Annotated in this window: 20 protein-coding genes; 1 reads left to right on the top strand and 19 read right to left on the bottom strand. The window is 63.8% G+C overall.

All coding sequences use genetic code 11. The features are described 5' to 3' along the window. Window positions 1-26 precede the first annotated feature (26 nt). Both NE609_RS09250 and NE609_RS09245 read right to left on the bottom strand, forming a co-directional pair. On the bottom strand, window positions 27-1,391 hold the full coding sequence (locus tag NE609_RS09250) for an MATE family efflux transporter (protein ID WP_101551439.1): 1,365 nt from the start codon (window positions 1,389-1,391) through the stop codon (window positions 27-29). A gap of 135 nt (window positions 1,392-1,526) precedes the next feature. Then, window positions 1,527-1,706, bottom strand: a complete 180-nt coding sequence (locus tag NE609_RS09245; RefSeq protein ID WP_121586533.1) for a hypothetical protein — start codon at window positions 1,704-1,706, stop codon at window positions 1,527-1,529. Between the two features lie 120 nt (window positions 1,707-1,826). Here NE609_RS09245 and NE609_RS09240 point away from each other — a divergent pair, with 120 nt between their 5' ends. Further along, on the top strand, window positions 1,827-2,063 hold the full coding sequence (locus NE609_RS09240) for a helix-turn-helix domain-containing protein (RefSeq protein WP_101551444.1): 237 nt from the start codon (window positions 1,827-1,829) through the stop codon (window positions 2,061-2,063). Window positions 2,064-2,120: 57 nt separating this feature from the next. Here the strand turns inward: NE609_RS09240 and NE609_RS09235 are convergent, their stop codons facing one another. The 17 genes from NE609_RS09235 to NE609_RS09155 form a co-directional block, all read right to left on the bottom strand. After that, window positions 2,121-2,558 (bottom strand): hypothetical protein, encoded by a 438-nt coding sequence (locus NE609_RS09235; RefSeq protein WP_121586532.1) that lies wholly within the window; start codon window positions 2,556-2,558, stop codon window positions 2,121-2,123. A gap of 82 nt (window positions 2,559-2,640) precedes the next feature. Then, window positions 2,641-4,089 carry a coproporphyrinogen dehydrogenase HemZ gene (gene hemZ, locus NE609_RS09230; protein WP_256152353.1) on the bottom strand — a complete coding sequence of 483 codons (1,449 nt, stop codon included), beginning with the start codon at window positions 4,087-4,089 and terminating at the stop codon, window positions 2,641-2,643. Then, a complete protein-coding gene (locus NE609_RS09225; protein ID WP_101551450.1) occupies window positions 4,073-4,714 on the bottom strand; it encodes an MBL fold metallo-hydrolase in 642 nt (213 codons plus the stop codon). Before NE609_RS09225 ends, hemZ begins: the two co-directional genes overlap by 17 nt. 66 nt (window positions 4,715-4,780) lie before the next feature. Continuing rightward, the gene (gene dtd / locus NE609_RS09220; RefSeq protein WP_256152352.1) at window positions 4,781-5,239 is read right to left on the bottom strand and encodes a D-aminoacyl-tRNA deacylase; all 459 of its coding nucleotides are present in this window, start codon (window positions 5,237-5,239) and stop codon (window positions 4,781-4,783) included. A gap of 31 nt (window positions 5,240-5,270) precedes the next feature. After that, complete coding sequence (locus tag NE609_RS09215) at window positions 5,271-7,460, bottom strand: bifunctional (p)ppGpp synthetase/guanosine-3',5'-bis(diphosphate) 3'-pyrophosphohydrolase (RefSeq protein WP_121586529.1); 2,190 nt, start codon at window positions 7,458-7,460, stop codon at window positions 5,271-5,273. A gap of 45 nt (window positions 7,461-7,505) precedes the next feature. Then, the gene (gene recJ, locus NE609_RS09210) at window positions 7,506-9,560 is read right to left on the bottom strand and encodes a single-stranded-DNA-specific exonuclease RecJ (protein WP_256152351.1); all 2,055 of its coding nucleotides are present in this window, start codon (window positions 9,558-9,560) and stop codon (window positions 7,506-7,508) included. 274 nt (window positions 9,561-9,834) lie between these two features. Next, on the bottom strand, window positions 9,835-11,862 hold the full coding sequence (locus NE609_RS09205) for a bifunctional 4-hydroxy-3-methylbut-2-enyl diphosphate reductase/30S ribosomal protein S1 (RefSeq protein WP_256152350.1): 2,028 nt from the start codon (window positions 11,860-11,862) through the stop codon (window positions 9,835-9,837). Continuing rightward, a complete protein-coding gene (locus NE609_RS09200) occupies window positions 11,859-12,461 on the bottom strand; it encodes a 1-acyl-sn-glycerol-3-phosphate acyltransferase (protein ID WP_101551459.1) in 603 nt (200 codons plus the stop codon). The genes NE609_RS09205 and NE609_RS09200 overlap by 4 nt, the downstream gene beginning before the upstream one ends. Beyond that, window positions 12,451-13,125, bottom strand: coding sequence for a (d)CMP kinase (gene cmk / locus NE609_RS09195; RefSeq protein WP_121586525.1), 675 nt, complete (start codon window positions 13,123-13,125; stop codon window positions 12,451-12,453). Before cmk ends, NE609_RS09200 begins: the two co-directional genes overlap by 11 nt. Window positions 13,126-13,139: 14 nt before the next feature. Continuing rightward, window positions 13,140-14,375, bottom strand: a complete 1,236-nt coding sequence (locus NE609_RS09190) for an NAD(P)/FAD-dependent oxidoreductase (RefSeq protein ID WP_256152349.1) — start codon at window positions 14,373-14,375, stop codon at window positions 13,140-13,142. Continuing rightward, complete coding sequence (locus NE609_RS09185; RefSeq protein WP_101551465.1) at window positions 14,368-15,243, bottom strand: MurR/RpiR family transcriptional regulator; 876 nt, start codon at window positions 15,241-15,243, stop codon at window positions 14,368-14,370. Before NE609_RS09185 ends, NE609_RS09190 begins: the two co-directional genes overlap by 8 nt. Window positions 15,244-15,396: 153 nt before the next feature. Continuing rightward, complete coding sequence (locus NE609_RS09180) at window positions 15,397-16,842, bottom strand: 4Fe-4S dicluster domain-containing protein (RefSeq protein ID WP_256152348.1); 1,446 nt, start codon at window positions 16,840-16,842, stop codon at window positions 15,397-15,399. 42 nt (window positions 16,843-16,884) lie between these two features. After that, window positions 16,885-18,054: a SpoIIE family protein phosphatase gene (locus tag NE609_RS09175; protein ID WP_256152347.1), complete on the bottom strand. Its 1,170-nt coding sequence runs from the start codon at window positions 18,052-18,054 to the stop codon at window positions 16,885-16,887. Between the two features lie 2 nt (window positions 18,055-18,056). Further along, complete coding sequence (locus NE609_RS09170) at window positions 18,057-19,751, bottom strand: [Fe-Fe] hydrogenase large subunit C-terminal domain-containing protein (protein ID WP_121586521.1); 1,695 nt, start codon at window positions 19,749-19,751, stop codon at window positions 18,057-18,059. Further along, the gene (locus NE609_RS09165; RefSeq protein ID WP_121586520.1) at window positions 19,748-19,999 is read right to left on the bottom strand and encodes a (2Fe-2S) ferredoxin domain-containing protein; all 252 of its coding nucleotides are present in this window, start codon (window positions 19,997-19,999) and stop codon (window positions 19,748-19,750) included. Before NE609_RS09165 ends, NE609_RS09170 begins: the two co-directional genes overlap by 4 nt. A 179-nt stretch (window positions 20,000-20,178) precedes the next feature. After that, window positions 20,179-20,715: a M48 family metallopeptidase gene (locus NE609_RS09160; RefSeq protein ID WP_256152346.1), complete on the bottom strand. Its 537-nt coding sequence runs from the start codon at window positions 20,713-20,715 to the stop codon at window positions 20,179-20,181. Between the two features lie 11 nt (window positions 20,716-20,726). Continuing rightward, entirely contained in the window at window positions 20,727-21,005 is a 279-nt protein-coding gene (locus tag NE609_RS09155) for an acylphosphatase (protein ID WP_256152345.1), read from the bottom strand. Window positions 21,006-21,209 lie beyond the last annotated feature (204 nt).

Genomic DNA, 21,209 nt, shown 5'->3' with positions numbered 1-21,209 from the left:
AAAACGGGTACGCGGGAGCGGGGCGGCTACGCCTCGTCCGCGAGGGTCGCGATGTGGTTGTGGTAGACATAGCGGTACATGAAAAGCGCGATCGTCACCGACACGTACTCCGAGACGGGGAACGCGGCCCACACGGCGTCGAGGCCGACGAACCGCGCCATCAGCCAGGCCACCGGCAGCAGCACCGCGAGCTGGCGCGCGACCGACATGGTCAGGCTGAGCACGCCGTTGCCCATCGCCTGGAAGACCGAGGAGAGCACGATGCCGACCCCCGCGCCCAAAAAGCTGATGCTGATGATCCGCAGGGCGGGCACGCCGATGGAGAGCAGCGCGTCGGACGCCTTGAAAAGGCGGAGCAGGGGCACCGGAAAGAGCTGGAAGATCAGCAGGCCGAGCGCCATGATGCTCAGCGCGTAGACGAGCGCCAGGCGGATCGAAGCGGTGATCCGGGTGCGCTTGCGCGCGCCGTAGTTGTAGGCCACGATCGGCACGAGGCCGTTGGTGAGCCCGAAGATCGGCATGAAGACGAAGCTCTGGAGCTTGAAGTAGACGCCGAACACGGCGACCGCCGTCTCCGAAAAGGCGATGAGGATCTTGTTCATGCCGATGGTCATGACCGTGCCGATCGACTGCATGACGATCGACGGCACGCCCACCTTGTAAATTTCTCCGATGATGCGGCCGTTCGGACGGAAATGCCGGAAATCCATGTGGACTTCCTTATTTTTCTTCGCGTTGAACCACAGCCCCATCAGCATCGCCACGATCTGCCCGATGACGGTGGCGATCGCCGCGCCCTTGACTCCCAGCCTCGGGAACCCGAAGAGGCCGAAGATCATGATCGGGTCAAGGATGATGTTGATGATCGCGCCGGTCGCCTGGGTGATCATGTTGTAGATCGTGATGCCCGTGGCCTGCAAGATCCGCTCGCAGGCGAACTGCATGAAGCAGCCGAACGAAAAGACGGTGCAGACCGTCAGGTAGTCGGTGCCCATCGAGATGATCTCGGGGTTCTCGGTGAAGGCGCGGAAAAACGCCTCCGAAAACAGCCCCCCGAAGATGGCGAAGACCAGCCAGTTGCAGAGGGAGAGCAGGATGCCGTTTTCCGCCGCCGCGTTCGCGTCGTCAAAGCGACGCTCCCCAAGCCTGCGGGAGAGCAGCGAGTTGATGCCGATGCCGGTGCCGATGCCCACCGCGATGATGAGGTTCTGCACCGGGAAGGCCAGCGACACCGCCGTGAGCGCATTCTCCCCGATCTGCGCCACGAAGATGCTGTCCACGATGTTGTAGAGCGCCTGGATCAGCATCGAGATCATGATCGGCAGGGACATCGTCACCAGCAGCTTGCCCACCGGCATGGTGCCCATGCGGTTTTCTTTTCTCTCTTCCATTGGACCCTTCCTTTTTCTTTTCTCTCTTTTTCGTCCACATTCGTGTCTATTAGATAAATAAATAGTATAGCATATCCCGGACGATACATCAACCCCGAAATGAAAGAAGCTGTGACGGTAAAAAGGAAGCGGGCACTAATCCGTGCCCGCTTCCTTTTTTTCCTCGGCCGCCAAAAACATCTCTTCCACCGCGGCCTGCGCCGCCTTGACGCGGTAACCGATCTCCGACGCCTGCGTCGCCATGCCCGACGCAAGGTCTTTGATGTCCGTCATCTCGTTGAACAGCCTCAGATACATTTCCTTGTAAACGTCCATCCTTTTCTCCTTTATTGTCTGGAATATAATTTTTATTAGTTAATACCTAATGTTCATTATATATCACTTGATAATAATTTTCAAGAGGTCTTGGTAAACTTTATATGGGGGGAATCCAATATGAAGTTTGAATATCGGGATGAGTATATAAAGCTGGGTTTAAAAGTTTCCTACTATCGGCGGCTGCGCGGTTTGTCTCAAGAACAGTTGGCTGAGAGGATCGGAAAGAATCCATCGTATATCGGCCAGGTTGAGGCACCGAATATCGCACAAGCCATTTCTTTGGATTTGCTGTTCGATATCGCGAAGACATTGGGCGTGCCCGCGTATAAGTTCCTCGACTTCGAGGACGACTGACCACAGACGCAAAAAGGCGGAGATTCTAAACGAATCTCCGCCTTTTTCATGGTTTTCTTATTCCGCGGGGGTATCCCCGGCGGGCGCCTCCGGCGCTTCCGGGGCCTCGGCCGCCTCCGGCTCGATGGGCGCCTGCTCCTTGAGGGAAGCGCCGCACCGCTGGCAGTAGAGCGCGTCGAGCGGGTTCTCCTTCATGCACTCGGGGCAGCGCAGCACCCGCTTCATCTCGTCGAGCCGGCCGTTGAGCTCGTCGAGCTCCGCGAGCTGGGAGGAGATCTCCTCGATGCACATGTTGATGAGCTCCTCGTTTTCCGCGCCCGATTTCCGGAGCTCGTAGATGATCTCCCCGAGCTTCAGGTAGTTCGCGTCGATGTCGTTTTTGAGCTGCGCGGCCTGCACGCGGACCTTCGTCTGCTCCGCGACCTCCTGCGCCTTGCTCCCGGCCGCGCTCGCCAAATCCTTCGCCTTGATGATCAGGTTATCAATGGTTCCCATATCAGCATGACCTCCGTCCGTTAGATTCTAGGGATATTATACACGCTGGCCGGGGCTTTTACAAGCGCCCGCCGCGGATTTCCTATTCCAGGTAAAATTCCCGCACCCGCTTTTTGCGCCGCAGGACCTCGTCGAACCGGGAAAGGTACTCGTAGGGGTACTTGTAGTTATAGACCCGCTCGATCTCCCCGGTGACCGGGTGGCGCAGCTTGGTGGACGCGCCCGCCCCCACCGCGAGGATGGTGTGCGTCTCGTCCATGATGTAGACGTTGTAGAGTCCCTCCCGGCCGGGCAGCGAATAGCCGACGTTTTCGAGGTTTGCGAGGGTGCCGTTCTGCCGGTAGAGGTAGTAGGGCCGCTGGCCCGCGGCCGCCGCCGCGCGGCGCGCGTAGCCGACCATCCCGTCCACGAGCGCGAGCTCGGCGCGCGCCTCGCCGAAGGAGAGCCGGGAGGCCCGCTTGACCGTCAGCGTGTGCACCGTGACGTTTTCGGGCGCGAGGGCGAGCACCCCGTCGACGCTCGCGCGAAAGCCCTCGGGCGTGTCGGTCGGAAGTCCGGCGATCAGGTCGGTGTTGATGCAGTCGAAGCCCACCTTCCGCGCGAGCTCGAACGCCTCGAAGAACCGCGCCGACGTGTGGCGGCGGCCGATCTCCGCGAGCACCCCGTCCGAGAGGGTCTGCGGGTTGATGCTCACCCGCCGCCCGCCGCCCGCCTTGATGGCGCGCAGCTTGTCCTCCGTGACCGTGTCGGGGCGGCCCGCCTCGACGGTGTATTCCCACGCCGAGGCCACGTCGAAATGCGCCGCGACCGCGTCCATCACGCGGGAGAGCTGGTCCGCCGTGAGGGTGGTGGGGGTGCCGCCGCCGAAATAGACGGTACGCAGCCGAAGCCCCAGCTCCCGCGCGATCTCTCCGGTGGCGGCCAGCTCGCCGCACAGCCGGTCCACATAGTCGGGGATCAGCTTCGCGGCCTGCTCGACCGAGTGGGAGACGAACGAGCAGTAGGCACACCGGGTCGGGCAGAAGGGCACTGAGACGTAGAGGGAAAAGCTGTCGGGCGTCGACCGGGAAAGCAGCTCCCGCTCAACGGCGGCCGTCTCCACGGCGAGGGAGAACTTTTCCCCGCTCACCAGCCGCTCGTCCATAAAATGGCGGCGCAGGGCCGCCTCGTCCATCCCTTCCTCCATCCGCGCCGCGAAGAGCTTGACCGGCCGGATGCCGGTGAGCACCCCCCAGGGCGGGCGGACGCCCGTCCCCTCGGACAAAAGCGTATAGGCCAGCACGCCGAAGCGGTGCTCCAGCCCGGCGGTTCCCCCGGCGGGCGCCTCGGCCCGCAGGGCGCGGGGGGAGCCGTCCCCCAGGCGCGAAACCGCCTCGAGAAGCCCCTCCCGGTACCGGGCGTGCAGAAAATCGCCCGCGAAATCCTCCGGGGGCGCGCCCTGCTCCACGGCGACCTTCTCGCCGGGGAAAAACATCTGTGTGAGCCGCTGGAGCTCGTAGCCGCAGGCGTGCCCGTCAATAAAGACCGTCATGCGCCGCTCCGCTCATGTAGGGGTTGTGCCTGCGTTCCCGCTCGAGGGTGCTCTCGGGGCCGTGGCCGGGCAGCACCCGGTAATCCCCCGGCAGCGCCGCGAGCTTTTTGAGCGAGGCGAGCATCGACGGGTAGTCCCCGCCGTAGAGGTCGATCCGCCCGATGTCCCCCGCGAAGAGGGTGTCCCCCGTGAAGAGCAGGTCGCCGCATTTGTAGCTGACCCCGCCCGCCGTGTGTCCGGGGGTGTCGATCACCTCGAAGCGCATCGGCCCCGCCGTGACCGCGTCCCCCTCCCCGAGCAGCAGGTCGGGGGTGAGCAGGTAGTCCTCGTCGGTCATGCCGCGCATGATCGCGAGGCTCTTGCGGCGGTCGGCGAGCATCTCGAGATCCCGCCGCCCGACCGCCAGCTTGCAGCCGAACGCCTCCCGCAGCGCCCGCACCGCGCCGATGTGGTCGTAGTGCCCGTGGGTCAGCAGGATGTATTCGGGGTGCAGGCCCTTTTCCCTCAGGAACGCCTCGAGCTTTTCCGCCTGGAAGCCCGGGTCGATGACCACGCTAGCCTCCCCGTCCGCGACGATGTAGCAGTTGGTGCCCATCGTGCCGACCGGCATCGTGTATACTTTCATCTTTTCACCTCTGGCAGCAATTCCCGCGCCGTCCCCGGCGGAAACGCCGCCGGGACCGGGCGCGGGTTATTTCTTCATGATTTCGTCCGTGTCGAGCAGGATGGTCACCGGCCCGTCGTTCTCGATCGAGACGCGCATATCCGCGCCGAACGCCCCCGTCTCGACGGGGGAGACGCCCGTGTCCTTCGCCGCGGCGACGAACCGCAGGTAGAGGGCGTTGGCCTCCTCCGGCGCGGCCGCGCCCGTAAAGGAGGGCCTCCGCCCCCGCCGCGCGTCGGCACAGAGGGTGAAGTTGGAGACGACGAGCATCCCGCCGCCCACCTCCAACAGGGATTTGTTCATCTTGCCGTTTTCGTCCTCGAAGACGCGCAGGCCGGCGGCCTTTTCCGCGAGGAAATCCGCCTCGTCCACCCCGTCGCCCGTCACGACGCCGAGCAGGACCGCGAGCCCCTGCCCGATCTCCCCGAGCACCCGCCCGCCGGACGTGACCTTCGCGGACGAGACCCGCTGCAATACCGCTTTCATGGCGATCCCCCTACCAGTTTATTCCGGGCCGCTACTGCACAGACCTTGTGACGCTCGTCACGCCCGGGATCTTTCTGAGGTTTCCGATGATAAAGTTGAGCTGATCGATGTCGCTGACCGTGAAGGTCACCGTCACGATGTTCTCCCCCGTCTTGACCTCGCGGGCCATCAGGGTGCTGATCGAGATGCGCATCGTGGAAAGCGCCACCGAGATATCCGCCAGCGCGCCGATGCGGTCGTCGGTGACGATCTCGATCGTGCTCTTGAAGTGCTCCTTCTTGGCGCTCTCCATCGCCCATTCGGCCCGCACCCAGCGTTCGGCGTTGTTCGGGTCGTTGATGGAGTTTATGACGTTCGCGCAGTCCTTTTTATGGATCGACACGCCGAAGCCCCGCGTCACGAAGCCGATGATCTCGTCCCCCGGCAGCGGGTTGCAGCAGCGCGCGAACTTGACCAGGCAGCTGTCCAGCCCCTCGACGATCACGCCGCTCGAGGCGCCCTTCACGCGGTGCGGCTTGATTGGCACCCGCTCGGTCGGATCCTCCGGCTCGACGGTGCGGTACATCTTGACGTAGTCCTCTTTGACGCGCGGCATGATCTTGGAGAGCAGCACGCCACCGTAGCCGACCGCCGCCAAAAAGTCGTCCACCACCTCGAAGTGCTGGCGCTTGGCGATCGCGAGCAGGAACTCCTTCGCCTTGCCCTCCGGCAGGGTGATCATGTTGCGGCGGAACTCCCGTTCCAGCTCGGCGCGGCCCTGCTCGATGTTCTCCTCGCGGCGCTCCTTCTTGTACCAGTTGCGGATCTTGTTGCGCGCCTCGGTCGTCTTGACGATCTTGAGCCAGTCGCGGCTCGGCGCGTGGTCCTTCGCGTTAGTCGTGACGACCTCGATGATCTGGCCGGTGCGCACCGGCGTGTCGAGCGCGACCATCCGCCCGTCGATCTTCGCGCCCACCATCCGGTTGCCCACCTCGGTGTGGATGGCGTAGGCGAAGTCGATGACCGTCGAGCCCACCGGCAGGGCGATCACGTCCCCCTTGGGCGTGAAGACGTAGACCTCCTCGGGCGAGAGGTCGCTCTTGATCGAGCGGACGATGTCCTCGACGTCGTCCGCCTCCTTCTGGTTCTCGATGAGCTGGCGGATCCACGCGAGGCGCTCCTCGAGCTTGTCGTGCCCTGTGATGCCCGCCTTGTATTTCCAGTGGGCCGCGATGCCGTATTCCGCCGTGTGGTGCATATCCCAGGTACGGATCTGCACCTCGAAGGGGATGCCCTCCTTGTCGATGACCGTCGTGTGGAGCGACTGGTACATGTTCGGCTTAGGGGTGGAGATGTAGTCCTTGAAGCGGTTGGGCAGCGGCCGGAAGAGGTCGTGAATGATGCCGAGGATGTTGTAGCACTCGTTGACCGAGTCGACGATGATACGCACCGCGTAGATGTCGAAGATCTCCTCGAAGGCGCGGCCCTGGATGTAGACCTTGCGGTAGATGCCGTAGACGCTCTTGACCCGCCCGTCGATGTAGACCTCGCTGTATTCCGACGCGAGCCGCTCGCGGATCTTCGCCTTGATCTTTTCCAGGAAGCTCTGGCGGTCGGCCTTTTTGAGCTCGAGCATCTTTTCAATCTCGTGGTAGGCCACCGGGTCGAGGTAGCGCAGGGAGATGTCCTCAAGCTCCTCCTTGACCGCGCGGATACCAAGCCTGTGCGCCAGCGGCGCATAGACCTCCATCGTTTCAAGCGCCTTGTCGCGGCGCTTCTGCTCGGGCATGACCTCGATCGTGCGCATGTTGTGCAGCCGGTCGGCCAGCTTGATGATGATCACGCGCACATCCTGCGCCATGGCGAGCAGCATCTTGCGCACGTTCTCCGCCTGCTGCTCCTCGCGGGAGGTGAAGCTGATCTTGCCCAGCTTGGTCACGCCCTCCACGAGCAGCGCCACGTCCGCGCCGAACTGCTTCTGCACCTGTTCGGCCGTGACGTCGGTGTCCTCCACCACGTCGTGCAGCAGCGCGGCCTCGACGCATTCGCTGTCCATACCGAGGTCGACCAGGATGATCGAGACGGCGATCGGGTGGGAGATATACGGCTCCCCCGATACGCGGCACTGGCCCTTGTGGGCCTCTCTGGCCACCTCGTAGGCCGCAAGGATCTTTTCGCGGTCGTAGGGACGGCCGCTCTTTTCGATCGCCTGCAGCAGATCTTCAATTACATAGTATTTCATTCGCTTCCTCCATCACGGGCGATTGCCCGCAACCAGGTTGCCGGTTCATACGCCGGCCGGCAGGCTTCGGGATTGCAGCTCCCGCAAAATTTTCGACTGGGAGATATCCACCTTCTGCGGATTGGGCACCACCGCCACATGCCTGCCGCCCGGGCCGCGGGTAACGAGGTGCATCTCGTCGAGCACGTCGATCGCGAGCTTCAGCTTGCACAGGCAGGAGATGTTCCCCCGCAGCTTCGCGTAGATCACCTCGTCGGGCGCCGAAAGGTTGCCTTTTGAGCGCAGGTAGCGGTAGACCACCGCGATGTCGTCCCGGCTGGGCACCACCTGCGCCCTCGCCGGCTCCTCCACCGGCTCGCTGCGGCGCAGCCGCTGGTAGACCTGCTCCGAGTGGTGGATCTTATCGTAATCGATCCCCGTCAGGTGGATATCCTTCACCTTGACCGAGACGCGCAGCTCGCCGTTCCACTCCCCCACGTCGACCGTCACGGCCAGATCGACCACCTCGCCGACCGCATAGGGAAAGTTTTCCTGCGACATGCCGAAATAGACCGCGTAAAAGACCGTGTCCTCCCCCGCAAACCGCAGCCGCAGGTGCTTGCCCTCCCCGATCGGATAGACCCCCTGGAGGGTGCAGCCGGGAATCTGGAAGACGGGCAGCTCGTTGCCCGAGCCGAACGGCTCGAGCAGCGCGAGCGGCTGGATCGAGTGGACGTTGAGCTGGCGCGGCGAAAGGGCGCAGTCGATGTTGATCGTCTGCTGGGGCATCTCGGGGTAGTGCTCCGCCGCCCAGAGGTTGATTCTTTCGATGAAGGCGGGCAGCTTTTCCATCGGGACCGTCAGTCCGGCGGCCTGGTTGTGCCCGCCGTAGCGCACGAGCAGCTCGGAGCAGGAGTCGATCGCGTCGATGATTGAGAAGCCCTCGACGCTGCGGCCCGAGCCGCGCGCGTTCTCCCCCTCGACCGACAGCACGATGCAGGGCTTGCCGAACCGCTCGACCATGCGCGAGGCCACGATGCCCACGATGCCGTGGTGCCAGCCCTCGCCGTAGATGACGATCACCCGGCGGCCGAGCGCCTCGGCGTCCGATTCAAGCTGCTGCATGATCTGCCGGACGATCTGGTCCTCGATCGCGCGGCGCTTCTCGTTGAGGGTGTTGATCCCCCCGGCCAGCTCCTCCGGCTCGTCGCCGCCTCCCACGAAGAGCTCGATCGCGTTGTCGACGCAGTCGAACCGGCCCGCCGAATTGATGCGCGGCACGATGCCGTAAGCGATGTTCTCGCAGGAGAGCTGCTTATCCGCCATGCCGCACACCCGGATGAGCGCGGCCAGGCCCTCGTTGTCGGTGTTCTGGAGGCTCTCGAGCCCCCGCCGCACGATCGTGCGGTTTTCGCCGGTGAGCGGCACGATGTCCGCCACCGTCGCCACGGCGACGAGGTCGCCGTACTGGTCGAGCATCAGCTCGCCGTCGTCCCCCTCGAGCGCGCAGATGAGCTTGAAGGCCACCCCCACGCCCGCGAGGTATTCGCATCCGCTCTCGTCGTCGAGGCGGTGCGGATCGACCACCGCGGCCGCCGCGGGCAGCACCTCGCGCGGCTTGTGGTGGTCGGTGATCACCACGTCGAGCCCAAGCGAGGAGGCGTACTCCACCTCGCCGATCGCCGTGATGCCGTTGTCCACCGTGATGACGAGGCGCACCCCGTCGTCGTGGATGAGCTTCAGCGCCTCCCGGTTGAGGCCGTAGCCCTCCCGGTCGCGCTGGGGGATGTAATAGCAGACGTCCGCGCCCGCGGACTCGAGATAGCTGTAGAGCACGACCGTCGACATGATGCCATCGCAGTCGTAGTCGCCGTAAACGGCGATCCGCTCCCCCTCGGAAAGCGCCCGCCGGATGCGCGCCACGGCCTTATCCATGTCGCGGATCGCCAGCGGGTCGGTCAGCGTCCCGTCCGGAGACAGGAACCGTTCAATCTTTTCCCGGGTGTCATACCCTCTGCCGGCCAGCACCCGCACGGCAATCAGCGGCAGGCCCAGCTCGCTCGCGAGCCGCTTGGCCGCCGCCTCGTCGGGGCGCCGGACGTTCCAGCGTTTTATCGGCACGTAGATTCCTCCGTTTTCCGCAGATACCTCCCGCCGTCCCCGCGGAAAATCCGCAGGAAACCGGGCGCGAAGGCCGGAAGGCCCCGCGCGGCGGGAAAACCGTAAAAGTCATCAATGCTTGCCATTCATACAGCAAGAGATATTGTACCACTTTTTTGCCAAAAACACAATATACGGCTCCAAAGCGGTTTCTTCGGCAGGCCCCGTCCCAAAACGCCGTTCCCAAATGAAAACCGGCAGGACGCGAAGCGCCCTGCCGGTAAAACGGTTCTGTTTATTCCGCGGAATCCTCGGGGATCTCGCCCTGCGCGCCGTCCGGGCCGGCCTCGTAGACAACGGCGGACTCCTCGGCGGCGGGAGCTTCCTCCTCGGCAGGCGCGGGCGCCTTGTCGGCGAGCAGCGCGCGGATCGAGAGGCTGACGCGCTTCTTCTCGCTGTCGAGCTCGGTGATCTTCACCTCGACCTCCTGGCCGATCGAAAGCACGCCGGAGGGCTTGTTGATCCGCTCGTTGGAGATCTGGCTGATGTGGATGAGCCCGTCCACGCCCGGGATGATCTGGGCGAACGCGCCGAACGGCGTCATCGAGACGACCTTGACGGTGCAGACGGTGCCGACCGCGTAGTCACGCTGCATGATGACCCACGGATTGTCCTCCGCCTTCTTGTAGCCTAGGGAGATCTTCTTGTTCTCCGCGTCGATGTCCTTGATGTAGACCTCGACCGTATCGCCCACGCTGACGATCTCGGAGGGATGCTTGATGCGGTTCCAGCTCAGCTCGGAGATGTGCACCATGCCGTCCACGCCGCCCAGGTTGACGAACGCGCCGTAGCTGGTGAGGGATTTGACGACGCCGGTGTAATGCTTGCCGACCTCGACCTCCTGCCAGAACTTCTCCTCGAGCTCGCGGCGCTGCTCGCGCAGGACCGCACGGATCGAACCGACTGCGCGTTTGCGCTGGCGGTTGACTTCCAGAATCTTGAACTGGACCTTCTTCTTGAGCAGGTCCTCCAGGCTGTCGTTGCGGGAAAGGGTGGCCTGGGAGGCGGGGATAAAGACCTTGACGCCGTTGGTCAGCGCCAGCACGCCGCCCTTGATGACCTCCACGACGGTGCCCTCGAGGATCTCCTCGGTGTCCACCGCGTTCATGACCTTCTCGAAACCGGCAATTGCATCGAGGCGCTTCTTGGAGAGCATCACGGTGCCCTCGACGTCGTTGACGCGCACGACCAGCAGGTCCATCTGGTCGCCAACCTTGACGAGCTCCTCAGGCTTCGCGTTGGGGTCGTCGGTCAGTTCGGACAGCGGGACGTAGCCCGCGTGCTTGGTGCCGATGTCGACGGAAATCTCGTTCGGCGCGATCCCCGTGACGGTCGCTGTGACCTTCTCCCTGTTATCTATTGTTTTGAAGGATTCATTCAACATCTCTTCAAAAGAAAGCTCGTCCTGATCTTTAAGAATCTCACTCATGGTTTTATGTACCTCCTTAATTATGCAAGCCGGCGTCGACGCGCCCGCTGTAACGCCAATCCTAGTATAACCGCCCAGATCGAGATCATGCAGCTCCGCCGCAGACTCGATCAGAAAGGTGTCGCAATACGCCCCGCAGAGCTGCGCCAGCTTGGCGGTGTTGGAGCTTTTCCGGCCGCCGATCACGATCATCGCATCGCTTTGGGCCGCCAGCTCCCGCGCCTCAGACTGTCGTTTTTCAGTAGCAATACATATTGTATCAAATATTCGGAGCTTTGTACACACTTTTTTAAGTTTTTCTACACATTTTTCCCATTCCGGCACCGAAAAAGTCGTCTGTGCAAGCAGGGTGACGGGCCGATTTCCACCATTATCCAAAATCGGAATGATTTTGTCAAGCTCTTCCGCCGAACGGAAGATGTGCGTCTCCCCCTCGCAGAAGCCCGCGATCCCCACCACCTCCGGATGGGAGGGGTCCCCCGCGATGAGCGTGACGCTCTCCCCCGAGTGCTCCGCCGCCAGCCGGTGGAGCTTCTCGACATAGGGGCAGGTCGCGTCGACCACCCGCGCGCCCGACGCCGCCAGCTCCTCGTAGACCTGCGGCGGCACCCCGTGCGACCGGATGATCACCGTCCGGCCGTCCGTGTTCTCCGCGGGGCTTTCGATCACCCGCACGCCCGCGCGCGCGAGCTCCTCCACGATCCGGGGGTTGTGGATGAGCTCCCCGAGCGTGCAGGCGGGCGTCCCCGAACGGGCCTCCGCGAAGGCGGCGTCCACCGCCCGCCGGACCCCGAAGCAGAAGCCCGCCGTATTCGCCACCGTGATCCGTTTCAAATCCCGTCCTCCAGCAGCCTGACGATCTCGTCCATCACAAGGCGGCTGGCCTCCTTGAGCTCGTGCGGCGCGATCTCCGCGCCGAACCCGAACCGCGCGTTTTCAATCGGCTTTCCGTAGCGGACGGTCACCGGCGACCGGAAGCCGATCCGCTCCCCGAAGCAGACGGCGCAGGGAACCACGTCCGCCCCCGTCTGCTGTGCGATCATCGCGACCCCCGACTTGGGGCGGCCGGGCGTTCCCGTCTTCGAGCGGGTGCCCTCGGGGAACATCCCCAGCACGCCGCCCCCGGTGATGATGCGGTCCGCCCAGTCGATCGCGCCGGTGTCCCCCTTGCCGCGCTCGATCGGGAAGGCGCCCAGCGCGGTGATGATCCTGGCGAAGAGCGCGTTCTTCTGGAAGAGCTCCGCCTTGGCCATGTAGCAGACCTTGTGGCGCTTGACCGGGATCCCCGCCAGCACCGGGTCCCAGTTGGAGCGGTGGTTGGCCGCGAGGATGAATCCCCCGCCGTCGGGGACGTTTTCGAGGCCGACCACCCGGAACCGGAAGGCCAGCCGCAGGAAGACGGCGCACAGCGCCCTTACGACCTTATAAAACATCGCGCAGCCTCTCCTTCACCAGCTTGGTGAGCGCCTGGACCGACTGCTCGAGGGTGTTGCCCGTCGTGTCGACGAGCAGGGCGTCGTCCGCCTGCTTAAGCTGCGCGATCGCCCGGTGCGAGTCGTTGTAGTCGCGCTGCCTGACCTCCTCGAGCAGCGCGTCGTAGTCGACGTCGTGCCCCTTGGCCTTCAATTCGTCGTACCGGCGGCGCGCCCGCTCCTCGGGCGACGCCGTCAGGAAGATCTTCACCTGCGCGCCGGGCAGCACGATCGTGCCGATGTCGCGGCCGTCCATGACCACGTCGTGCTCGACCGCCATATTCTGCTGGAGCGCGAAGAGGAACTGCCGCACCGCCGGGATGGCGCTCACATTGCTCGCGGCCATCGAGACCTCCGGGCGGCGGATCTCCTCCGACACGTCGTAGCCGTTGAGGAACACCCGCTGCTCCCCGTTCTTGTAGCGCAGCTCCACCTTGATGCCGCCGAGCAGCCGCTCGACCCCCGCCGGGTCGTCCGTCGCCACACCGTTGGCGTTGGCGTAGAGGCCGATCGCGCGGTAGAGCGCGCCCGTGTCCACATAGATATAGCCGAGCTCCTTCGCGATCGCGCGGGCGATCGTGCTCTTGCCCGCGCCCGCGGGTCCGTCTATCGCTATCGAAATCATCCGTTTCTCTCCTTTTATCCGTTCCGATTGACGCCCTTCGCGGCCAGGAAGGCCGTCGACCAGGCGATCTGGAGGTTGTAGCCCCCCGTCAGCGCATCCACGTCGATCACTTCCCCCGCGAAATAGAGCCCTTTCACGAGCTTGGACTCCATCGTGGGCGGGTCGATCTCCCGGACCGCCACACCGCCCGCCGTGACCACCCCCGCCTCGACGGGCAGCAGCCCCGCCGGCGTGACCGGCAGCGCTTTTAAAAGCGCTGCGAACGCCCGCCGCTCCTCCCGCGTGACCGCGTTCACCTTGCGGTCGGGCGGGATGCCCGACAGCTTCACCGCGACCGGGATGAGCTTTTTGGGCAGGAGCTGGTCGAGGGCGTTGATGAAGTCGCGGTTTTTCGCCGCGGAAAAGTCCCGCAGCAGCCGCGCGTCGAGCTGCCGGTCGTCGAGCCCCGGCTTGAGGTCGATCTCCATCCGGAAGCCCCCCGGGTCCCCCGTCAGGTAGGAGGAGGCGGAGAGGACCAGCGGCCCCGACACGCCGAAATGGGTGAAGAGCATCTCCCCCAGCTCGGAGAAGACCGCCTTCCCCCGCGCGTCCCGCAGGGTGAGGGTCACGTTTTTGAGGGAAAGCCCCATCAGCTCGGCGCACCACGGCTCCTTCGCGCGCACCGGCACGAGGGAGGCCCGCGCCGGGACGACCGTGTGGCCTAGCGCCTTTGCCAGCCGCCAGCCGTCCCCCGTCGAGCCGGTCGCGGGGTAGCTGCACCCGCCGGTGGCGACGAGCACCGCGTCCGCGGAAAGCTCGCGGCCGTCCTCCAGCCGCACGCCCCGCACGCCTCCGCCCTCCGCCAGAATGTCAGTCACGCGCGCGGATGCTTCCAGCCGCGCGCCGGACGCCTTCGCAAAGCGGACGAGCGCGTCCGCCACGTCGGCCGCCCGGTCGGACACCGGGAACACCCGGCCTCCCCGCTCGGTCTTGAGCGGCACGCCGAGCGACTCGAAAAACGCCATCGCGTCCGCCGGGGAAAAGGCGCTGGCCGCGCCGTAGAGGAAGCGCGGGTTGGTGCGCACATTCCGCAAAAAGTCCTCGGGCGAGCAGTTGTTGGTGACGTTGCAGCGGCCCTTGCCGGTGATCAGCAGCTTGCGGGCGGGGCGCGTCCCCCGCTCGAGCACCGTGACCGACGCGCCGCCCTTCGCGGCGAAGCCCGCCGCGAACAGCCCGGCGGCTCCCCCGCCGATCACGACAAGGTCAGACACCGGCTTCCTCCCCGCGCTTTTCGTAGACCTCGTATTCGTCCCAAATCTGTTCGAGGCGGTCGTAGGTGCGGGCGATCTCGTCATGCTTTTTCATGCCCACCGCCACGATCAGGGCGTTGATGAGGGAGAGGGGCGCGACGAGCGAGTCGATGAAGGAGACCATGTCGCTGCGCGCCATCAGCACATAGTCGGCGTTCTCCGCCAGCGGAGACTGGTTCGAGTCGGTGAGCGCGATGACCTTCGCGCCGCTCCGGGCGGCGAAGTGGGAGGCCTGCACCGTCCGCTTGGAGTAGCGCGGGAAGCTGATGCCGATGAACACGTCCTCCGGCCCGATGCGCATGATCTGCTCGAACATCTCGCTGCGGGAGGTGGTGTTGATGAGGCGGACGTTCGGGAAGATGTGGTTGAAGTAGAAGCTCAAAAACTGCGCGAGCGCCGACGAGGAGCGCACGCCGATGATATAGATGCTCTTCGCCGCGCAGATGCAGCCGACCGCCGACTCAAAGTCGGCGCGGCTCGTCTCCTCGAGGGTGCGGCGGATCTTTTCGATGTCCTTGCCGAGCACCTTGGCGAGCACGTCGGCGTTTTCGAGCTGGTCGCTCGTCACGTCCATCCGCTGCACGGTGGTCAGCTTGTTGCGGATGAGCTCCTGGAGCGCCCTCTGCAGCTCGGGGTAGCCCGCGAAGCCCACCTCCGACGCGAAGCGCACGACGGTCGATTCGCTCACCCCCACCGTGCTGCCCAGCTTGCTGGCGGTCATGAATGCCGCCTTGTCAAAATGGTTGATCATGTAGTTGGCGATCAGCCGCTGCCCCTTGGAAAATTGCGGGGTCATTTTGCCGATGAGCGCCAATAAATCCTGGCCCATATCCGATCCTTTCCTTCTGCATCCTGCAAAACGCAAGGTGATCCTCTTTCAGCTTTCTATCATAGCGGAATTCCGCCGGAAAATCAAGCGCGTTCGGGTAAAATGGCAGAAAAAATGCAGGACTTTTTGCAAAGTCCTGCATTTCGGGGCGGATTATTTGGCAATTTGTGTAACGGCGATGGCGTCTAGGATCGTTTTTTCCTTGGCGAGCTGGCCGTACTTGTTGACCTCGGTCTTGTCCTTGGGGCCGTGGGTCACGCAGGCCGCGCCGCCGATGCAGCCGCCCACGCAGGCCATGCCCTCGATAAAGTTGTTGGGCAGCAGGTTTTTGTTCGCCTTGAGCAGCGCGATCTTGCACTCCTCGATGCCGTCGCAGGCAATCGGGTTCGCCTTGAACTGGTCCTCCGGGATGCCGTGCTCCTTGAGCGCCTCGGCCACCGCGTCGGAGAGGCCGCCGCTGCGCGCGAAGATGCGCCCGTAGTAGGAGGCGTTGTCGAGCAGGCTCTCCTCGAGGTTCTCGACGTTCACCTCGCGCGCGTCGAAGAGGGCCTGGAGCTCCTCAAAGGTGATGACGCAGTCGATGCCGGTGATGTGCTCCTGCTGGAACTCCATCTTCTTGGCGGTGCAGGGGCCGACGAAGACGCACTTCGCGGTGGGGTCGGTCTGCTTGATGAACCGCGCGACCGCCTCCATCGGGGAGGGGTTGTGGGAGATCTTGTCCACAAGCCCCGGGAAGGCGCTCTTGATGTAGGCGACGAACGCCGGGCAGCAGGAGCTGGTCAAAAAGCCCTTCTCAACGAGCTCCGCGGCCTCCGCGTAGGCCACCATGTCCGCGCCGAGCGCCGCCTCGATGACGCTGTGGAAGCCGATCTTCCTGAGCCCCGTCACGACCTGCCCGGTCTTGGCGTAGCTGAACTGGGAGGAGATTGACGGCGCCACGACCGCGTAGACCTTGTATTTCGTGTTGTTCTCGCTCTCCCGCATGATCGTCAGCGCGTCGAGCAGAAACGACTTGTCGACGATCGCGCCGAACGGGCACTGGTAGACGCAGGCGCCGCAGGAGATGCACTTGTCGTTGTCGATCTTCGCGGAATTATCCCGGTGCATGCTGATCGCGCCGATTTTGCAGGCGTTCTCGCACGGGCGGGTGTACTTCATGATCGCGGTGTAGGGGCAGGCGGTCGCGCACTTGCCGCACTCAATGCACTTCTCCTGGTTGATGCGCGCCTTGCCGTCGCGCACCTCGATCGCGCCCGTCGGGCAGGCGTGCTCGCAGCGGTGCGCGATGCACCCGCGGCAGGCCGAGCCCACGTGGTAGCGGTTGACCGTGCACTCGTCGCAGGCAATGCGCAGCACCTCGATGACGTTGGCGTTCTCCTTGTCGCCGCCCATCGCCATGCGGACCCGCTCGGTGATGATCGCGCGCTCCTTGTAGACGCAGCAGCGCGTCGTCGGCTTGGGGCCGGGGGCGATGTCCATCGGGATGTCCCGGTAGGCGCTCTCGAGCGTCCCCTGGTCGAAGTGCTCGACGACCCCCTTGAGGACCTTGTATTTCAGCATCTGGACGTTGGTGTCGAAATTGCGTTCGGTAATTTGCATCTGTTACCCTCCATTGACGCGGCTGGCCGCGGGTTTGGTCATCTAGTAGTAGCTCACCTTTACCGTCTTGCCCATCAGCTCGAGGTATTTGGCGAGGTCTTCGATCAGCCGCAGCTTGATCGAAAGATCGATCGGCATATCCGGGTTCTGGTGGGCCGGGTTCATCGCCCGCCCCACGAAGAGGTTCACGTCGGTCGCGCTCTCAAAGAGCATCTGCGCGATCAGCGAGGCGCCGTCCTTCTTGCCGATCCATTCGCTGTAGGTGTCGGTGCCCGACGAATACCGCCGCGCGAGTTCGACGACGTGCTTCATCGTGAGCACCCCCTCGGTGCACAGGTCCACGCCCTCGATAAAGCCGATCGGCGGGATCTCGGGGTCGAGGTAGTCGAGGCAGGTCCTGACGGAAGTGTTCAGGTATTTGGCCACGATCGTGGAGGTCGTGCCCCCGCAGACGATCGTCTTGCCCCCCTGCCCGAAGAAAAGCCGCATGATCTTTTCATCGTCCTCCGGGTTGACCGGCGGGCCGATCATCAGGTTGACGAGCTGGCGCTCGCGGATGCGCAGTGCGGCCACCGTCGTGTCGTCGCCCGGCTTTCCCATGTAGAGGTCGCGGCAGGCGTCGCTCACGAGCCCCGCCACCGCCTTGGCCGACATGGCCGCGTTGTAGTGGGCCTCGAGGTATTCGACGACGTTCGGCCGCTCCCAGCCGAAGTTGAGCGACTGGCCCACCCCCGCGTGGATGACGCCGTCGCTCATCGCGACGAACACGTCCCCCAGGCGCGCGGGGAAGCGGGATTCGTAGATCTTCTTGCCCGCGATCGTCTTTTCGGTCCGCTCGTAGTCGACGCTTTTGCCGTCCCGCAGCATGATCACGTCGGGGTTGTCGTACTGGATGAGGGAGACCTCGTCCCCGTGCACCTTGATCACCGTGAAGGTCGCGTAGGCCACCTGGCGCACCGAGCAGACGGGCAGCGTCTGCGCGATCGTCGTCACGCAGTCCTCCACCGTCATGTCGCTGTCCATCATCGTCGCGATGATCTTGGAGGTGAGGGTCGAGAGGATGTTCGCCTTGACGCCGCTGCCCAGCCCGTCGGCCAGCACCATCGTGAAGTCGCCGCTCGGGTTGTTCTTCACCTCGACGCGGTCGCCGCACAGCTGCTCGCCGTACTTGTTGAGGCTGATGTAGCCGTTCTCCATAAACAGTTTTTCCATGGCTACTCGTCCTCCGAGAGCACGGTGTTCTTGATCTTGGTCAGCGCGATCTTCGTCTCGGCGGTCGTCTCGCCCAGCAGCGACGCGATGTCCTGGACGATGCGCATCTGCTTTTCGATCACCTTGTCGGTGATGTCGATCGTCTGGGCGCGGCGCTCGATGTACTTCTCCCTGCGCGCCTGCTCCGCCGTGATGTCCTTGAAGATGCCGAACAGGCAGTGGTGGTCCGCGTCGCGCACCACCGTCAGCTCGACGTGCTTGTCGAGGTCCGCCAGGTACATCTTCTTGTCGATCACATCGTTGCCCGTCTCAAGCACATCCTGGAAATCGGTCGGGTCGATCAGGTCGATCACGTCCCTGCCGATCGCGTCCTTCGACTTGGGGATGTTGAAGAGGTGGCAGGCGGACATGTTCATCCGCTGGACGGTCAGCCGGTCGTCAAGCACGAGGATTGCGTTGGGAGACACCGCGAACACGTTGTTCGAGAAGCTCTCCGCGTTCTCCAGCAGGTAGGGCAGGCACATCGTGATGTCCGCCTTGCCGTTGTAGACCGCCTTGGCCTTGTCGCGGCAGGTCGGGTAGCCGCACGAGCCGCAGTTGAGCTCGTCCTCCGGCTTGGTTTTGCCCATGCGCGCGAGGATGTCGGTGATCGCCGCCGCGGGCGGGTCGGGCTCGTGCACGAACTCGTTGGGGATGTGGCGCGCGAGGCCGAAATCGCAGGCGATGTCGAAGTCGGGCTTTTTGTCCTCGTCCGGCTGGGCGAACTCGTCCACCCGCACCCGGCTGTCGAGCAGGTTCTCCTGGTAGGCGCGCGCCGCGGGCCCGTTGATGCAGCTGCCCTCGCAGGCGCTCATCTCGACGAAGTACCCCTTGAGGCCGCCGCGCTCGATCGCCTCGATCGCGCGCACGCAGTTTTCCACCCCGTCGACCGCGATGTACTTGTAGCCGGTGCCGCGCGTGTGCATGCACTCGATGATGCCGCCCGTGCGCGGGAAGAAGCGGGAGGCGCGTCCCTCGCTCTCCGCCACCGGGGCGGGCGCGACCTCGATATGCCGCATCTGGAACCACTGCACGAGCTCGTCGAAGGTGAGCACGCAGTCTATGTAGCCGGGGACCTTCTGCATCTCGTCCTTTTTGGAGATGCAGGGGCCGATGAAGACGACGTAGGCGTCGGGGTATTCCTCCTTGATGAGCTTCGCGCTGGCCATCATCGGGGAGATCACCGGCGCGATACAGGGGATGACCGCCGGGAAATACTTCTGGATGAGGGTGACGACCGTGTGGCAGCAGGAGGAGATGATGACCTCCTGTTTGTGATCGCGGATGAGGTTTTCATATTCGCTCTTGACGATATAGGCGCCCTCGGCGGTCTCCCGCGCGGCGAACAGCCCGAGCTTTTTGAGGTAGCCCTCCATCTCCCCGATCCCCGAGACGGGGAACTCGCTGATAAACGAGGGGGCGAGCGTCGCGATGACCCGCTTGCCGGAGCCCACCGCCCCGATCACCTCGGTCAGGTCGCTGCGCACGCGCTTGGCGTTCTGCGGGCAGACGACGACGCACCGCCCGCACAGGATGCACTCCTCCGGGATGATCTTCGCCTGGTTGTCGGCGAAACGGATCGATTTGACCGGGCAGGAGCGGATGCACTTGTGGCAGTTTTTACAGTTGGCCTTCTTGAGGCTCAGTACGTCGGTCATTGCGGCTGCAGCTCCTTCACGACCTTATCAATGAAAATTTCCCGGGCGTTGTCGGTGTTGAGCCCGGTGACGATTTCGTCGTTCACCTTGATCGTCACGCCGTGCTGGCAGTGGCCGAGGCAGAAAGAGGCGTTCAGGCTCACCTGGTCCTCCAGCTTGTATTCCGCGATCAGCTCCTTGAACGCGTTGATGATGTTGTAAGAGCCTTTGAGATGGCACGAGCTTCCGATGCAGACGTAAATTTCCATGTCGTTTCCTCCGGTTCTTGTTTTCCCGGCGGGGCCGCGGTTTCGTTCCCCTTTTCCCGCGCGACGGCCCCATCCGTTTTCTTTCTATAAGGATACTACATTTCGGTTTCTTTTTCAATGTGTTAATTCTTTAACAATATGTAAAATCCTCCGCTCTTTTTGTCATTTCATCCAAATCCTCACGTTTTCAGCAGTTTGCGCCGTTCCCTGTAGTCGGGCATCCATTTTGCCATCTCCGCGTGGAACCCCGCCTGGTGGTCGGGGTGCAGGAAGTGCACGTATTCGTGCAGCACCACGTATTCCATCGCCGCGCGCGGCTTTCCCATCAGCTGCTTGTTGAGGGTGATGCGGTTCTTCGCCGGGCAGCACACCCCCCAGCGGCTCTTCATCCACCGCACCCGCAGCTCGGGCTTTTCCGGCAGCAGGCGCGCGAAGAGCGGATAGATCCGGTCGCTCACCTCCGTGAACGCCTCGAGACATTCCGCGTCGGTGTACGCCTCACGCGCCGCCTCGGCCTCCCCCGCATGCGCCGTCAGGCGTTCCCGCGCCCGCGCGATCCACGCCGCACGGCCCGCGACAAACCCGTCCACCTCGGAAAGCGGCGTGCGCCGGGGCGCGGAAACATGCACCGACCCGTCGGCGCGCACCCGCAGATTGAGGTTTTTGACCGCCTTCCGGGTCAGCTCGTATTCCACGCCGCCCGCCGTCCGCGTCATCCCTTCCCCTCCTAATTCAGCGTGCGGAAGCCGTACTCCTCGATCGGATCGAGCTTTTGCACCGTCAGGTTTTGCACCTCGCTGTAGTGGCTGCCGCGCCGCACCGCCGCCGTAAACGCCTCCACCGCGTCGGGCGCGCCCTGCACCTCCATGTCCACCGCGCCGTCCTCCCGGTTGCGCACCCAGCCGGTGAGCCCCAGCCCCCGCGCCGTATAGCTGGCATAGTAGCGGAAGCCCACCCCCTGCACATAGCCCTCGGCCAGCAGGTAAAGCCTCATCTTTTTCGCCACGGGCGTCTCCCCCTTTCCGGTGATCTCCATCGATTTTACCGCAAACGGACGATATTGTCGAGAGTCTGGCGCCGCCGGCGGTTTTGGATTTTTTGCCCTGCGGGCGGCGGCGCTTTACGGGAATTGCCGCTTTCCAAGCGGCAAGAATCACTTGCGCGTTCCGCCGCGCGCCACGGGTTCCTTTTCGGACGGACGAAAAGGAAC

Origin of the sequence: Anaerotruncus sp. DFI.9.16 (genome assembly GCF_024461615.1) — a bacterium.
Classification (GTDB): domain Bacteria; phylum Bacillota; class Clostridia; order Oscillospirales; family Ruminococcaceae; genus Anaerotruncus; species Anaerotruncus massiliensis.
This window is presented reverse-complemented; position numbering and strand designations above follow the sequence as displayed.

What these genes read in the sequence shown, in the direction of transcription:
- NE609_RS09225 (WP_101551450.1), bottom strand. Translation starts at nt 4,714, where the DNA reads ATGAAAGTATACACGATGCCGGTCGGCACGATGGGCACCAACTGCTAC.
- NE609_RS09160 (WP_256152346.1), bottom strand. Translation starts at nt 20,715, where the DNA reads ATGACGCGGACGGCGGGCGGCGTGGAATACGAGCTGACCCGGAAGGCG.
- NE609_RS09215 (WP_121586529.1), bottom strand. Translation starts at nt 7,460, where the DNA reads ATGAAATACTATGTAATTGAAGATCTGCTGCAGGCGATCGAAAAGAGC.
- NE609_RS09250 (WP_101551439.1), bottom strand. Translation starts at nt 1,391, where the DNA reads ATGGAAGAGAGAAAAGAAAACCGCATGGGCACCATGCCGGTGGGCAAG.
- NE609_RS09170 (WP_121586521.1), bottom strand. Translation starts at nt 19,751, where the DNA reads ATGACCGACGTACTGAGCCTCAAGAAGGCCAACTGTAAAAACTGCCAC.
- NE609_RS09165 (WP_121586520.1), bottom strand. Translation starts at nt 19,999, where the DNA reads ATGGAAATTTACGTCTGCATCGGAAGCTCGTGCCATCTCAAAGGCTCT.
- NE609_RS09200 (WP_101551459.1), bottom strand. Translation starts at nt 12,461, where the DNA reads ATGTTTTATAAGGTCGTAAGGGCGCTGTGCGCCGTCTTCCTGCGGCTG.
- NE609_RS09180 (WP_256152348.1), bottom strand. Translation starts at nt 16,842, where the DNA reads ATGCAAATTACCGAACGCAATTTCGACACCAACGTCCAGATGCTGAAA.
- NE609_RS09175 (WP_256152347.1), bottom strand. Translation starts at nt 18,054, where the DNA reads ATGGAAAAACTGTTTATGGAGAACGGCTACATCAGCCTCAACAAGTAC.
- hemZ (WP_256152353.1), bottom strand. Translation starts at nt 4,089, where the DNA reads ATGACGGTCTTTATTGACGGGCACGCCTGCGGCTACGAGCTCCAGCGG.
- cmk (WP_121586525.1), bottom strand. Translation starts at nt 13,125, where the DNA reads ATGATTTCGATAGCGATAGACGGACCCGCGGGCGCGGGCAAGAGCACG.
- NE609_RS09245 (WP_121586533.1), bottom strand. Translation starts at nt 1,706, where the DNA reads ATGGACGTTTACAAGGAAATGTATCTGAGGCTGTTCAACGAGATGACG.
- NE609_RS09185 (WP_101551465.1), bottom strand. Translation starts at nt 15,243, where the DNA reads ATGGGCCAGGATTTATTGGCGCTCATCGGCAAAATGACCCCGCAATTT.
- NE609_RS09240 (WP_101551444.1), top strand. Translation starts at nt 1,827, where the DNA reads ATGAAGTTTGAATATCGGGATGAGTATATAAAGCTGGGTTTAAAAGTT.
- dtd (WP_256152352.1), bottom strand. Translation starts at nt 5,239, where the DNA reads ATGAAAGCGGTATTGCAGCGGGTCTCGTCCGCGAAGGTCACGTCCGGC.
- NE609_RS09235 (WP_121586532.1), bottom strand. Translation starts at nt 2,558, where the DNA reads ATGGGAACCATTGATAACCTGATCATCAAGGCGAAGGATTTGGCGAGC.